The organism is Sporosarcina sp. ANT_H38 (genome assembly GCF_008369195.1).
Taxonomy (GTDB): Bacteria; Bacillota; Bacilli; order Bacillales_A; family Planococcaceae; genus Sporosarcina.
The window spans coordinates 655,436-671,131 of the sequence record NZ_VOBC01000001.1 but is presented as its reverse complement, the minus strand read 5'-3'; the positions used below and the strand labels follow the sequence as shown (position 1 = coordinate 671,131).

Annotated in this window: 13 protein-coding genes; all 13 read right to left on the bottom strand. The window is 41.2% G+C overall.

From position 1 onward, the window contains the following. Positions 1–138: 138 nt before the first annotated feature. The gene (locus FQ087_RS03220) at positions 139–717 is read right to left on the bottom strand and encodes a hypothetical protein (RefSeq protein WP_149579106.1); all 579 of its coding nucleotides are present in this window, start codon (positions 715–717) and stop codon (positions 139–141) included. Between the two features lie 189 nt (positions 718–906). Further along, positions 907–2,199 (bottom strand): glutamate-1-semialdehyde 2,1-aminomutase, encoded by a 1,293-nt coding sequence (hemL, locus tag FQ087_RS03215; protein ID WP_149579105.1) that lies wholly within the window; start codon positions 2,197–2,199, stop codon positions 907–909. Next, positions 2,200–3,180, bottom strand: coding sequence for a porphobilinogen synthase (hemB, locus tag FQ087_RS03210; protein WP_149579104.1), 981 nt, complete (start codon positions 3,178–3,180; stop codon positions 2,200–2,202). It abuts the gene before it with no gap. Between the two features lie 2 nt (positions 3,181–3,182). Next, positions 3,183–3,941, bottom strand: a complete 759-nt coding sequence (locus tag FQ087_RS03205; RefSeq protein ID WP_149579103.1) for a uroporphyrinogen-III synthase — start codon at positions 3,939–3,941, stop codon at positions 3,183–3,185. Next, positions 3,934–4,863: a hydroxymethylbilane synthase gene (gene hemC / locus FQ087_RS03200; protein WP_149579102.1), complete on the bottom strand. Its 930-nt coding sequence runs from the start codon at positions 4,861–4,863 to the stop codon at positions 3,934–3,936. Before hemC ends, FQ087_RS03205 begins: the two co-directional genes overlap by 8 nt. A gap of 143 nt (positions 4,864–5,006) precedes the next feature. Further along, positions 5,007–5,837, bottom strand: coding sequence for a cytochrome c biogenesis protein (locus FQ087_RS03195; RefSeq protein WP_149579101.1), 831 nt, complete (start codon positions 5,835–5,837; stop codon positions 5,007–5,009). Positions 5,838–5,926: 89 nt separating this feature from the next. Beyond that, complete coding sequence (gene hemA / locus FQ087_RS03190) at positions 5,927–7,291, bottom strand: glutamyl-tRNA reductase (protein ID WP_149579100.1); 1,365 nt, start codon at positions 7,289–7,291, stop codon at positions 5,927–5,929. 333 nt (positions 7,292–7,624) lie between these two features. After that, complete coding sequence (locus FQ087_RS03185; RefSeq protein WP_149579099.1) at positions 7,625–8,185, bottom strand: hypothetical protein; 561 nt, start codon at positions 8,183–8,185, stop codon at positions 7,625–7,627. Positions 8,186–8,512: 327 nt separating this feature from the next. Beyond that, positions 8,513–9,094, bottom strand: a complete 582-nt coding sequence (gene yihA / locus FQ087_RS03180) for a ribosome biogenesis GTP-binding protein YihA/YsxC (RefSeq protein ID WP_149579098.1) — start codon at positions 9,092–9,094, stop codon at positions 8,513–8,515. Next, a complete protein-coding gene (gene lon / locus FQ087_RS03175) occupies positions 9,091–11,415 on the bottom strand; it encodes an endopeptidase La (RefSeq protein ID WP_149579097.1) in 2,325 nt (774 codons plus the stop codon). The genes yihA and lon overlap by 4 nt, the downstream gene beginning before the upstream one ends. Positions 11,416–11,630: 215 nt before the next feature. Continuing rightward, positions 11,631–12,896 (bottom strand): ATP-dependent protease ATP-binding subunit ClpX, encoded by a 1,266-nt coding sequence (gene clpX / locus FQ087_RS03170; protein ID WP_149579096.1) that lies wholly within the window; start codon positions 12,894–12,896, stop codon positions 11,631–11,633. Between the two features lie 149 nt (positions 12,897–13,045). After that, on the bottom strand, positions 13,046–14,332 hold the full coding sequence (tig, locus tag FQ087_RS03165; RefSeq protein ID WP_149579095.1) for a trigger factor: 1,287 nt from the start codon (positions 14,330–14,332) through the stop codon (positions 13,046–13,048). Positions 14,333–14,442: 110 nt separating this feature from the next. Further along, positions 14,443–15,417: a tetratricopeptide repeat protein gene (locus FQ087_RS03160; RefSeq protein WP_188006623.1), complete on the bottom strand. Its 975-nt coding sequence runs from the start codon at positions 15,415–15,417 to the stop codon at positions 14,443–14,445. Positions 15,418–15,696: the final 279 nt, after the last annotated feature.

The window sequence follows — 15,696 nt, the reverse complement described above, 5'->3', positions numbered from 1 at the left end:
TACTTATTACCGCCTTGGCTCCGGAAATGTAGATTTTATTGCAAAGGGATCATTATCCCTATTTGCATCTTTCAATTGATACGGTTATTGATTGTGCCGACTACAGGCGATTTTCTTCTGTTGTGTTTACTGTGCGGCTTAGCCTTCATTCTTTACAAAAACATCATTTGAACGGAATGATGTCGTCGAAACTCCATCTGTTAGGTCCGCAATGAACGACAGCACTTCGTCCATCTCGTCAAACGAAGTGCTGTCAATTACTACGATCGGCGTCGCAACAACTACTTGCACTTCCTCAAGTTCCTCAACTATCGCAACCGCTTCTGTGTACGTACATTCCACATTCCAGACAACTCCGTAAGTACCTTGTCCGTCCGTTTCACCTGTTGCTTGCGTCGTTACAATGTCCAATGGGCTTTCCGCTATTGAAGGCAGGTCGATATTAAGAGGTACTGCGTATTCAAAGTAACCATCTTTGCCGTCAACTTCAACATCGTCAATTAGGATGAATGAATCATCTAATTCCGCCGACCGCTGCACCCCTTCGTCAAATTCGACATTCGCAGCAATATGATAAATGCCTGTCAACCGGACTGCATCTTCTGTTCTTTCTTCAGTATATCTCGGTGTCACTGTAACTGACTGTACCCCAGTCGGTACGCCAGCATGTTCTGGGAAATAAAAACTTTCCTGCATTGACCACTGTTTTTTCTCCATACTTGTTCCCTCCTTCTATTCCTTCACAAACAATTGTATGCGCGACACTGACGCGATAGAAGGATAAACAGAGCAAACGAACGCAAATATCCCCCGACCAGTAATTCAGTCGGGGGATTCTGTATTGTCTATTAAAACTAACGAGAATGTCGTTTTTGTTTTTGAATTGACTTTGTGACTAATACTTTATTATGCGCGAAGTTTAGCAAACACTGTATGGAAAGCTTCAACTGTCTTCTCAATATGCGCCTCAGTATGCGCAGTCGATAGGAACATGCCTTCGAACTGGGATGGTGGAAGGAAGATACCTTCTTCCGCCATTAAGCGATAGTAATCAGCGAACAGTACAAGATCAGCTGTTTTCGCTTTGTCGTAATTTGATACTTTTTCGTTAGTGAAGAAAAAGCCAATCATCGAGCCTGCACGGTTTACTGTGTGCGGGATATCAAATTTTTCAGCAGCTGCACGGAAACCGGCTTCCAGCTGATCGCCAAGTTTCATGAAATGGTCATATGATGCAGGCGTTAATTTTTTCAACGTTTCAATACCTGCAGTCATTGCAAGTGGATTTCCTGATAAAGTCCCCGCCTGGTAAATCGTACCCGCAGGAGCCATGTTTTCTAGGATTTCACGTTTACCACCATATGCACCGACTGGAAGTCCACCACCGATTACTTTGCCTAGACATGTAATGTCAGGTGTAACACCGTAATGACCTTGCGCACAATTATAACCAACGCGGAAGCCCGTCATTACTTCATCAAAAATAAGAAGTGAACCGTTTTTCTCTGTCAACTCACGCAATCCTTCAAGGAAACCGGGTTCAGGTGGGACAACTCCCATATTTCCTGCGACAGGTTCAACAATGATTGCTGCTAAGTCGTCACCGAATTCTTGAATTGCGACTTTAATGCTCTCAAGGTCGTTATACGGTACCGTAATCGTATTCTTTGCAACAGATTCAGGTACACCAGGGCTATCTGGTAGGCCTAGTGTTGCAACGCCAGAACCAGCTTTAATGAGCAGTGAATCAGCGTGACCGTGGTAACAGCCTTCAAATTTTAAAATCTTATTACGACCTGTGTAACCGCGTGCTAAACGCAGTGCACTCATCGTTGCTTCCGTACCGGATGACACCATACGAATCATTTCAATTGAAGGAACACGTTCTATAACGAGTTTCGCAAGTTCATTTTCCGCTAACGTCGGTGCTCCAAAGCTTGCTCCAGTCTCCGCAACACGCTTAATGCCTTCAACTACGTCTGAATCAGAATGACCGAGAATAAGCGGACCCCAAGATAGTACATAATCGATATATTCATTGCCATCGATGTCCGTAATGATAGCGCCTTTTCCACTCTGCATAAAAATCGGATCCATATTGACAGATTTAAATGCACGAACAGGAGAATTTACCCCACCTGGCATAAGATTTACAGCTTCTGCAAATGCTTGTTTCGACTTTTCATAAGTTCTACCCAATTATTTCTCCCCCAGCCAGCGCGCAGCATCTTTCGCGTGGTACGTCATAATAAGATCCGCACCTGCACGCTTCATACTTGTCAACGTTTCCAGAACGATTGCTTTTTCATCAATCCAGCCATTTTGTGCTGCTGCCTTAACCATTGCGTATTCACCGCTCACATTGTATGCGACTACTGGCAATGTGAAATTGTCTTTGACATCCCGCATGATGTCGAGATACGAAAGTGCTGGTTTTACGATTAGGAAGTCTGCACCTTCTGCAACATCTGATTCAGCTTCACGCATTGCTTCCATACGGTTTGCAGGATCCATCTGATACGTTTTACGGTCGCCTGATTTTGGTGACGAATGCGCCGCATCACGGAAAGGTCCGTAATAAGCAGATGCATATTTCACCGCATAGGACATAATCGGAATATCTTCAAATCCAGCCGCATCTAATCCCTGACGAATAGCAGCTACAAAACCGTCCATCATATTGGATGGTGCAATAATGTCTGCTCCCGCTTTCGCTTGACTTACCGCAGTACGCGCTAGTAGTTCTAATGACGGGTCATTTAGGACTTTGCCACCTTCTAAGACACCACAATGACCATGGTCTGTAAATTGGCATAGGCAAGTGTCTGCGATGACGATAAGTTCAGGATAGCGTTCTTTCGCAAAACGAGTGGCTTTTTGGACAATCCCTTGATCAGAATAAGCTTCCGATCCCCTATCATCTTTCATTGCTGGTAAACCGAATAATATAATTGAGGGAATTCCAAGTGACACAACTTCATCTAGTTCAGTTGCAAAATGGTCGAGTGATTTCTGGAACACACCCGGCATAGAAGCGATAGGATTATTGATGTCTTCTCCATCAATGACAAAAATCGGATAGATGAAGTCTTCTTTTCTCAAAACAGTTTCTCTTACCATAGAACGTAGTGTGTTTGATGTACGTAAACGTCTGTTGCGTCTGAATTGTAAAGTATCCAAAATTACCCTTCCTTTCGCCCCGCCAATTTCTCAACGAGATCCATAAGTGTATATGTATCGGGCCTAACATGAACGGCCGCACCAGCTTCTAACAACGCTTTTTCTGTTACATGTCCGATGGCCCCTATTGTAAAACCTGTCCATCCTGTTCGCGGGACCACTTCTTCAGCAAAAACGTCCACAGCCGAAGGACTTGCGAATAGGACAGTCAAATACTGTTTTTGTTGCAATAAATCAACGAGAGAATCGATGGAATCTCCCGCACGCTCCGTCGTATAGATTGTCCATTCATCCACTTCAAAAGGCAATTCCTCTTTAATGGTGACGCCTGCAATTGATCCGCGTAGAAAAAGAATGCGTCGGATATCTGTGTCAGCAGGGTTAAATTCCTTCACGAATGTATCTGCACTGAACACTGTTGGAATGAAATCGACTGTAAAACCGATTTTCTCGAGTGCTTCCGCAGTTCGAGTACCAACCGCAGCTATTTTTGCGGGAATTAATTCCGAAGAAAAACCGTGACGAATGAGCTTGGCTCCAAAAGCAGCTACTGCACTTTGACTCGTAAATATAAGCCAATCATAGATTGGACAAGCATTCAAACGAAGCTCATCTGTCGGTTCCACTAACTCTGCTACTTGAATAAGTGGCAGTGAAACAGGCGTCCCTCCATAGCGCTTCACCAATTCAAATACATCAGTAGACTTCGGCGTTCCTGTAAAGATGACTGTTTCAGCTAACAGCGGTTGACTATCACGCATCCATATCCGCCTTCACTTTCTCAATCACTTCTGAAGCCCCTTCGGCACGCAGTGTTTTCGCAACCTCCATACCCGCTTCAACGGGATTCGCACTCGAAAAAGTCTTTTTAAATACCTGTGTTGCATCAGGAGAAGCAATATAGCCCGTCAGTTCAACTTCGCTACCGTTGTATTGCGCAAATCCGGCAATTGGAACTTGACATGAGCCATCCATTTCAGTTAGAAAAGTACGCTCTGCTTCAACTTCTTTCCACGTTTTTTCATCCGTTAATTTTGCAAGTTCCGCAAGCAACTCTTGATCGTCAATTCGACATTCAATCGCAAGTGCACCTTGTCCTACTGCTGGGATACAATCTTCAACTGACATATATTCTGTAGTGACATCTGCACTCCAGCCCATTCGATTCATACCTGCAGCTGCAAGGAGAATCGCATCGTATTCACCGTCAACCATTTTTTTCAATCGTGTATCGATATTTCCACGAATCCACTGGATATCAAGATCAGGACGCAGAAGTAGTAACTGTGAACTACGACGTAAACTAGACGTCCCCACTTTAGCGCCTATCGGTAAGTCCATGAATTTCACATGCCCGTTTGAAATGAATGCATCGCGTGCATCTTCACGAGGTGGGATACATCCGATAACAAGCCCTTCGGGAAGAACAGCGGGCATGTCTTTCATGCTATGTACTGCGAAATCGATTTCTTCATCGAACAAAGCCTGCTCAATTTCTTTTACGAAAAGACCCTTACCCCCAACTTTTGACAACATAACATCAAGGATTTGATCGCCTTTCGTAACAATTTCTTTCACTTCGAATTCAAACGGAGCCCCGGCAGCTTTCATCTGTTCGATAAACCAGTTCGTTTGTGTCAATGCAAGTTTACTTCTTCTAGAACCTACGATAATTTTTCTCATACTAAATTAATCCAACCTTTCATAATCAATATTGCCTTGGAGAATTAGTGCCTAGTTTAAGTAAAGTAGTTTTCCTTAGAACATCGCATCCGCCGGAGGCTTTACCTTAATACAGTTCGGGTTTGAAACTCGGCTGAATTAAGTTAAAGCCAAAAGTGGAACTCGGATAATTTGCTTCCGAGGAAAAAATTGATGATAACAAAAAGGAATGCGAATACGTTGGCCCATGCAAAGTCATTCCCATTTAGCTTGCCACTTCGCTTCAAGAATAATACAGAACCATACACGACAAGTAAAATAAAGGAGCCGATAATCTTCATATCGAAAAATGACCATTCATCAAGTGCAACAATCGCCCACTGCATACCGAGAATTAGACTGACGAGCAGAAACGGGATACCAGTATAAAGAGCTGCCTTCATTCCCATCTCTGTTTGATGAAGAGAAGGAAGCCTGTTAAATTGTTTTGACCATTTCTTCTTTTTCAAAACTTTATAGACGAGAAGATATAGAATCGAAAAAACAAATGACATCGCAAAAGCCGCATAGGACAAAATTGCGAATGTAATATGGATGAATAACAGCTCAGAAATAAGTGCCTCGCCTATTGGAGACTGTTCAATTTGTTCAGGTGCAAATGTGTGAATCGTCATGAAGATAAACCCAATCACATTTAAGAAAAAGACAGCGTGACCAACTTTGTAAAATAGATGCATGATAATGGATAATGTAATCAAAAGCCATGCGTAAAAATAGATTCCTTCAAACAGTGTGAGTATCGGGAACCTCTTCCATTCGATTATATACATCACAAGGAAGAAAGTTTGTAGAAAGTAGACGATGCTTAATATCCAAAAAGCACTTCGGTGTGCAAATGTATCTTTATTCAAGTAATCTATAAAATAAAAAACTAGGCTAACTGCATATAGTACGACCATCACTTCATGCAGTCTTGCCATCATCATATCCACCATGATAACTTCTCTGCCTTTCCGAACTAATAGGGGCGTTTCTGCATCTATAGTGTATCACACTGATGCGGAAACGCCCCTTTGACAAACGTTCAAAATGTCATATCCGGTTGTGGCGTCACATGTTTATCTGCACTGACGTTTAACCGTTCTTTCGCCTGTTTCGCAAGCGATTCTTTCTCTTTCACAACATCTTCATCAATACCGAATATTTGCTGGAACAACTCCAGTTTTTCAGCTGATTTCAAATCCATGGCAAATTCTTTCACTTGTAAAATAGGATCTTTCAATAATTGATTGACAATCGATTTAGTGTGTTTGCTCAATACTTTTTTCTCGCGGTCCGTCAAATTAGGCATTTTGTTTTCTATACTTGCCATCGTTTCCGATTGGATACGATGTGCTTTTTGACGAAGTGCAGAAATGACAGGAACTACTCCTAGTTGAGCAACCCAATCCTTGAATATGACGATTTCCTGCTCAATCATGAGGCCAATTTCTGTGGCGGCCCGTTTTCTTTCCGCAAGATTCGCTTCAACAATACCTTGTAAATCATCGATGTCGTAAAGAAAGACATTCGGCAAATCACCGATACGCGGATCTAAATCACGCGGTACAGCGATATCAACCATAAATATCGGTCTTCCCTTACGAAGCCGCTCTACTAACTGCATAAGTTCAAAGTCGATAACGAAATCGGTTGCACCCGTTGAACTGATCAGTACATCAGCTTCAAGAAGTGTGCATTGCAGTTCTTGCATTGATTTCGCTACGCCTCCGAATTTATCGGCAAGTACTTCCGCTTTCGAAAGTGTTCTATTAACGACAGTCACTTTGCTCGCACCACTTCCGTGCAAGTTCTTAACGGCAAGTTCACCCATTTCACCTGCTCCAAGAATAGCCACATGCTTTTTATCCAATGTGCCAAAGATCTTTTTCCCGAGTTCTACAGCAGCATAGGAAACAGAGACAGCGTTATCACCAATTGCCGTTTCAGTATGCGCTTTTTTCGCAAGCGTTACGGCTTGTTTAAATAGCTCATTGAAAAGAGTACCTGTTGTACCCATCGATTGGCCTTCAAGGAAACTGTCCCGCACTTGCCCTAAAATCTGCGTCTCACCAAGAACCATGGAATCGATGCCTGCTGATACGCGCATTAGATGCTCAATCGCACCATCATTTTCCATGATAATAAGATGTGAAGAGAATGACTCAAGGGGCATATCGAACCATTCAGCCAAGAAATTTTTCACATAATAGCGACCTGTGTGTAGCTGATCAACAACCGCGTAAATTTCAGTTCGGTTACATGTCGATATAATAATATTTTCTAATATACTTTTTTGCTGTTGCAATGTTTGCATCGCCTGTGGCAGTTCTGTTTCAATAAAAGATAATTTCTCTCTTATTTCAACAGGTGCTGTCCGGTGATTGACACCGATTACGATTGTATGCATCAGGTGTTCACACCTCTCACGTTCTATTTCACGCTTTCCATTATACCATATAGTTATCACTTTTCTTAGGAGAATTTGTGAACAACATATGAATACAAATGATTAAACATAACTATTTATAATGATTATAATCTAATTCTAACATCCTTCAAATTTACATGCAATTAATGTGCCAAACAAACTAAAATTTTGTGAAGCTGTATTACCGTTTACCAATACTATACGACAGAATAACAAAACTATACGAGGAAATTATTATAGTGTACAAATGAAACTCGAGTACACTTCCAATTTCCAGGAGCGAAAATAATAAGCGCCCGCTAAATGCCACTATTATCGATTCATAGTTAAAAATGAACTGAAAGCATGAATCATGCAACTACTTCCAAAAATTATCGAAAACAACGTATATTGTTTAAGTAACTTTTCTTCCTTTGCTCGTTTGTACTCTCTATAATTTTTAACCGTTAAAATGGTACCGCCTAACCATAGAATAAAGCAAGCTATGTATGAAATGCTATTTCCATCTATTGTTTTCCCAACCTCAATGGTCAAAATCAAAATAGAATATATGACAATCCAAATGGCAAAAATGAAAGTTTCTTTTCTTTTGATTTTTTTCGCTTTTTTCTGCCATTCATCACGTTCATTGGGCGAGGCGTGCTGTGCAATAATCGCTTCTACTTTTACAATATCTCTTTTCTGGACTACAAACGTTAAAAAGAATTCATACTCTTCATCACATGCCTTCGTCAACAACTCTTCGGATGACCTCTTTATCACATACATTTTTTCTATGTCTACTGTGAATGGAATATTCATATGCTCTATCTGTTCGAAAATGAATGATGCTTTATTTTCCGTATCCCCAATTAAAATTTTCTTTTTTGCCAACTTAGCACCTCATACGAATCTAATTGCTTTTTATAAAACATATTATTCTAATTCATGAAACTACATTTATTATGCTAACAATTTCTTTAATTGAATTGAATTGCTTTGTTTGTATCGTTCTTTCAGTGGATATAAACAACATTTGACTGTCCATATTTCATTACAATAACCTTGGATCATATTTTCCATTGAATTATACCGATAGTGTGTAAATCCTTTATCGTTCACTTACGTTTTAATCGCTTTCCAAGCCTCTGAGCGACAGCACACTATAAAAAAACCGGGAGTCGAGCTATTGCTCGGCTTCCGGTTTTCTAACTTTTATAGTTACATTCTGCTCTCGATTTCTCTCCAAGCTTCATCCATACCAATTCCCTTTTCTGACGAAAAGACAATTAAAGCATCATATGGACGCATCTCAAGCGTTTCGCGAACAACTTTTTTATGCTTTTCCCATTTCCCTTTTGGAATCTTGTCCGCTTTCGTCGCAATGATGATTGCAGGAATGTTGTTCTCCACAAGGAAATCATACATTGCACAATCCTCAGCACTTGGAGCATGACGCAAATCAACAATTTGGATGACAGCTTGGAGAGGTTCCCGTTCAGTCATATATTCTTGTATGAATTTCCCCCATGTTTCACGAGATGACTTTGATACTTTTGCATAGCCGTATCCCGGTACATCGACGAAAAATACTTGCTCTTCGATTTTATAAAAGTTTAGTGTTTGAGTCTTACCAGGCTTTGAAGAAGTTCTGGCAAGGCTTTTTCTGCCAATCATTTTGTTAATGAACGATGATTTACCAACGTTAGACCGGCCTGCTAATGCAAATTCCGGGTATCCTTGTATCGGATATTGATCAGGTCGTACAGCACTCATTATCATTTCTACGTTATGGACTTTCATTTGGAAGTCTCCTCCAATGCAATTTCGAGGACCTCTTCTGCGTCAGAAACGAGTTTAAATGTCAATTCTTCCCGGACGCTTTCTGGAATATCTTCGATGTCGCGCTCATTTTCTTTTGGCAAGATAATTGTCGTCAAGCCAGCTCGATGGGCACTTAATGTTTTTTCTTTCACGCCACCAATCGGCAAAACTCTGCCGCGCAGTGTAATTTCACCGGTCATTCCGACTTCACGGCGTACTGGCCGTTTCGTCAATGCAGAGACCAGCGCTGTAGCAATAGTTACACCAGCTGAAGGACCATCTTTAGGTATCGCGCCTTCCGGTACGTGGATATGGATATCACACTTTTCATGGAAGTCTGGAGCAATCCCGAATTCTACAGTTTTCGAACGCACATAGGACAGTGCTGTTTGTGCAGATTCTTTCATGACGTCACCAAGTTTACCTGTCAGAATAAGTTTACCTTTTCCTGGCGATAAAGAAACTTCTATTTGCAAAGTGTCTCCTCCGACTTGCGTATAAGCAAGCCCTGTAGCGACACCGATTTGATTGACTGTCTCTGCTTGGCCATACCTGTATTTCTTTTTGCCAACGAGAGATTCAAGAGTTCGCGGACTAACCGTGATACTCTTCTTCTCACCCGTGACAATCAGTTTCGCAGCTTTACGGCAAATACCTGCAATTTGTCGTTCTAGACCACGTACACCCGCTTCACGCGTATAATACCTTACAATGTCCTGAATTGCTGGATCATTGATACGCACTTGTGACTTCGTCAATCCATGCTCTTTCAACTGTTTAGGTATCAAGTGATTTTTCGCAATAGAGTGCTTCTCAATTTCTGTGTAACCGGCGATTGAAATTATTTCCATCCGATCACGAAGCGGTCCCGGTATCGTACCTAAATCATTAGCAGTCGCAATGAATAAGACATTCGATAGGTTATAAGGTTCTTCGATATAATGATCACTAAACTTATTGTTTTGTTCTGGGTCAAGTACCTCAAGCATCGCGGACGATGGATCCCCCCGGAAGTCATTTGACATCTTATCGATTTCATCCAGTAGGAAAACAGGGTTAATTTTACCTGCTTTTTTCATACCTTGAATAATTCGCCCAGGCATTGCTCCCACATATGTCCGTCTATGACCGCGGATTTCCGACTCGTCCCGTACTCCACCAAGTGAAATTCGAACAAATTCCCTGCCAAGAGATTCTGCGATAGATCTGGCTAAAGACGTTTTCCCGACACCTGGTGGACCTGCAAGACAAAGGATTGGTCCCCGTAATGAATTCGTTAACTGACGAACTGCCAGATATTCAAGAATACGTTCTTTAACGGTCTCCAGTCCATCGTGGTCACGGTTTAATATTTCTTCCGAGCGATTTATGTCCAGTTGATCTTTTGAGGCATCTGACCACGGTAACGTAACGAGCCACTCGATATAATTGCGGATGATTCCACTTTCGGCAGCAGCAGATGGCAGTTTTTCATATCTATCGAGCTCACGTGACGCGGTTTCCTTAACACCTTCTGGCATACCCGAACTCTCAATCTGTCTCTTCAATTCCACAACTTCTAGACCTTTACCGTCTTTATCACCCAGTTCAGTCTGGATTGCCTTCATCTGCTCACGTAAATAAAACTCTTTTTGCGTAAGCTCCATAGCTTCCCTGACACGTTCATTAATCTTCTTTTCAAGATTAAGTACTTCTTGCTCATTATAAAGTCTAGTCATAAGCCATTCAAGGCGTTCATTGACATTTTTCATTTCAAGTACTTCTTGTTTTGCAATCAGTTTGAGCGGTAAATGAGACGCGACCGTATCTGCAAGTCTTCCCGGTTCTATAATTGAAGCGACAGAATCATACGTATCTTCTGTCACTTTTTTAGAGATTTTTGAGTACTTTTCGAAATATGTAAGTAATGTTCTCATTAATGCTTCCGATTCTGCGTCTATTTCCTCATCATCTGGATAACCAGTTACTTTAACCACAGGATATAGATCCGCTTCCTCATAATCCGACCATTCTGCACGTTCAATTCCCTCAATAAGTATGCGATACGTCCCATTTGGTAATTGAGTCATCGATTTAACAAACGCTAATGTTCCTGTTTTATATAGATCTTTTGGTTCTGGATTTTCTATACTTATATCTTTCTGAGTAGCAAGAAAAATAAGGTTATCTTGAGCGATTGCGTGTTCAATGGCAAATACGGAGCGTTCTCTTCCAACATCAATATGTAAAATCATTGTAGGGTACACGAGCAACCCTCGAAGCGGCAACAATGGTATATTGTTCAATTTATTAGTTGACATGCGGAAGTCTCCTCCATTAATTATGTATATCCAACTTGGGCGTACTTACATCCAGCAGAGGGGTTAAACCCCATTGAATTGTATGCATTGCAAACTGTCACCACTTAAAGAGATGTGAGACATCTGCAGGGTATAGTTAAAACGTTGAAAAAAAGCTGACACCCGAAGAGCGCATTTTCACGCGCGTCATCGGAGTCAGCTTCATCCTTTATGCGTTACGCCGAGTCTTTCTCACTATCCAGATGAACTCGGGTGCCATCCGCTGTTAAAAGGATTGGATTTGATTGTCCCAAGACGGATTCTTTAGTAATGTTACACTCAGTCACTTCTTCAAGTGAAGGCAGTTCATACATTACGTCGAGCATGATATTTTCGATAATTGAACGCAGACCACGAGCACCTGTTTTTCGTGTGATTGCCTCTTTTGCAATTTCAAGCAAAGCATCATCTTCGAATCGCAGCACAACATTATCAAGTTCAAACATTTTTTGGTACTGTTTTACGATTGCATTTTTCGGAAGTGTCAAGATCTGATACAGCGTATCTTCGCTCAACTGTTCCAAGCTCGCAAGGACAGGTAGACGACCTACGAATTCTGGGATCAAACCAAAACGTTGAAGATCTTCCGGAATCAGTTTAGCAAGGTAAGACTCCTCTTCATTGACTGTGTTTGGCTCTGCGCCGAATCCGATTACTTTTTGTCCTATACGGCGTTTAATAATTTCTTCGATTCCGTCAAATGCTCCCCCAACAATAAAGAGAATATTTGTCGTATCGATTTGGATGAATTCTTGATGAGGATGTTTACGCCCGCCTTGTGGTGGCACGCTCGCAACTGTCCCTTCAAGAATTTTAAGAAGTGCCTGTTGGACGCCTTCGCCTGATACGTCACGAGTAATTGATGCATTTTCGGATTTACGTGCAACTTTATCGATTTCATCAATATAGATGATCCCTTTTTCTGCACGATCCACATCATAATCTGCGGCTTGAATCAGTTTCAACAGAATATTTTCTACGTCTTCTCCAACATATCCCGCTTCAGTCAAAGATGTAGCATCCGCAATTGCGAAAGGTACGTCGAGGATTCTAGCAAGCGTTTGAGCAAGTAATGTTTTACCGCTCCCTGTTGGTCCGATTAAGACAATATTGGATTTCGATAGCTCGACATCATCAATCTTGCTGTTTGAATTAACACGTTTATAGTGATTATAGACAGCAACTGAAAGTGATTTCTTTGCACGGTCCTGTCCAATAAGATACTCATCGAGTATACTTTGTATTTCTTTCGGCTTTGGAACGTCTTTAAGCTCGAAACCTTCTTCAAGTCCGACTTCCTCTTCAACGATTTCAGCACAAAGCTCAACGCATTCATCACAAATATAGACGCCCTGACCAGCGACTAACTTACGAACCTGTTCCTGGGATTTCCCGCAAAAAGAACAGTTCAAGTTATCTTTTTCATCGTTAAATTTGAACATTATGCTCACCCCTATTTAAGTGACAATCTTACAAGATTCCCCGATTTTTATCAACTAATTAGAATTCTTCCCTATTCAAGAAGGATATTCTATGTCTTTCTATGAAAAACAAGGTACGGTCTTCCGTACCTTGTCCTTATTCCACTTTATTATTCAGTAATCTTTGCGTTTGCAACAAGGAACTCAACCGTTTTATTGAAACGAAGGTCGTTTTCAAGAACTGAAGTTCCACCAAGTGTAGTTTTGATTTGCTCAACATCCATACCGAATTGTTCAGACATTTTTTCAAGTTCTACATTAATATCTGCTTCTTCAACTACGATGTTTTCAGCTTTACCAATTGCTTCAAGTACTAGTGAAACACGAACACGGTTTTGTGCATCGTCTTTCATTTGTGCGCGAAGTGCTGCTTCATCTTGTCCAGAGAACTGGAAGTAAAGCTCAAGGTTCATACCTTGTGATTGAAGACGTTGTCCGAATTCTTCCATCATGCGTTCGATTTCAGAATTGATCATTACTTCTGGAATTTCAACTTCCATATTTTTCGCAGCTGCTTCGACAAGATCATCACGAAGTGCTACTTCAGATGCGGATTTTTTCTCTTCCAAAGTTGCTTCTTTCAGCTTCGTACGTAATGCTTCAAGGCTCTCTACTTCTTCATCAATTTCTTTTGCAAGTTCATCATCAAGTGCTGGAATTTCTTTTGATTTGATTTCATGAATTTTCACTTTGAAAATCGCTGGTTTACCAGCAAGTTCTGCTGCATGGTATTCTTCAGGGAAATTAACTTCGACGTCTTTTTCTTCGTCGTTTTTCATGCCGATCAATTGCTCTTCGAAACCAGGGATAAATGAACCTGAACCAATTTCAAGATCGTATCCTTCAGATTTACCGCCGTCGAAAACTTCTCCATCAACAGAACCTTCGAAGTCGATTTTCACTGTGTCGCCGTTTTCAACTGCGCCATCTTCTTTGATAGCCAATTCAGCGAAAGCTTTTTGACGATCTTTCAGTTGCTCTTCGATTTCTTCGTCAGTAACTGTTGTTTCCTGACGTGTTACTTCAAGGCCTTTATATTCGCCAAGTTTCACTTCTGGCTTCAATGTAACAACTGCTTTGAAGATAAGTTCTTTTCCTTTTTCCATTTGTTCGATATCGATTTCAGGACGATCGATTGGTTCTACGCCTGCTTCGTCAAGTGCATTTGAGTATGCTTCTGGAAGAATGAAATCAAGTGCTTCATTGTAAAGTGATTCTACGCCATACATTTTTTCAAACATTTGACGTGGCATTTTCCCTTTACGGAATCCTGGTGCTTGTATTGTTTTCACAACTTTCTTGAATGCTTTATCAAGACCCACCGTTACTACTTCTGCGGGTACTTCTACTGTTAGAATCCCTGTGTTTCCTTCTTGTTTTTCCCATTTAACTGACATAATTAAATACCTCCGAATCGTTTTGGCCAATATCTTTTCGTACTTATATACTCCATTGACAACCATTTCAGTATATCATAGTCTCTTCATCTTTCAACAGATTTCGCACTTTACAATAGGTCCGAATCGTTGTCGATCTGCTGAATTAGTTTGTTAAGCCCTGACTCAGGTAACCGTTCTCCTGAAAACAGGCTTTCTATGTAGTTTACATAGGCTGTTGTGACTTCTTCTACTGTATGACTCCCCCAGCCAAAAGGGAATGCAGTAATTGCAAATTTTTCAATGAGACCTTGCGCCATTTCAAATTTGGAAGGATCCTGCAGTAATCGACGATCCATTTCTGTAAGGACTTGTTTTGTAAAATCATCTTGCCCAGGCAATGTCATGGCTGCCGGTACAATACACTTTTCCCAGTCAAATTTTCGTACTGTGAGTTCTTCAGAGTACCCTATTTGATGCAGTAGAGTCAATGCGAACGTTATAGCTAATGGCGCTACATCGTCTCGCACAGCGATTTTCTCAAGTAATGGGACTAAATCAGTTAGATCGCTTCCTTCAAGAGAGGCCAGCGCATACTGTTGTGCTAGCGCGTCCATCTTCATGAATTCGTCTAATGTGAATACTTCCACTTGATAGCTCGGTTCGTCCTGTACATAGCGATCAGACAAACGACCATTCAATTCCCTTAGATAATTGAATTTATTCAGCATATCTGGCGGAACAATCCCTTCATCAATAAGGGCTTCGATGGTCATTTCAACTTCATCGTACTCTTGCAATTGGATGCTAATTGTCAAATATAATTCCATTGCATCGACATAATCGGCGGTTCCGCTATGAAGGAGCTTTGCTGCAATTTCCTTTGCACGTGGAAAGTCTTTTGTTTCGTAGAGGGCAACAGCGTAAGGTCCCAGAAAATCCGGATTATCAGGTTCATATATAATAGCCTGGTCAAATGCTTCCACTGCCAATTCGTAGTTCTCCTGTTCAACGGCTACATGGCCATTTTCAACAAGCTTTTCAAATGTTCCCGGAAAGACGATAACATTTTCTTTTTTCCTGAGTCTTCCGTATTTCTTTCTCAATACGCACACCTTCTTTCACATTTCCCACTATATCACAGCGATTTCCGTTTTAACATTGATAGTTCATCGATTAGGTAAAAAAGTCGATTTGCTATCCAAAAAGATAGTAAAGCATCACCCGCTTGAAACTCGGGTGATGCTTTCACAGGGGTTTGAAGCACATTTGTTAGCTATATACGTTGAATGAATTAGTACATTGAATACCGCTTCTGAGCTTAGGGGATGCCCCTGTATAGCGCCTACGCTAGTTCGAATACGTTCTCCGGTGTCAGTTACTGA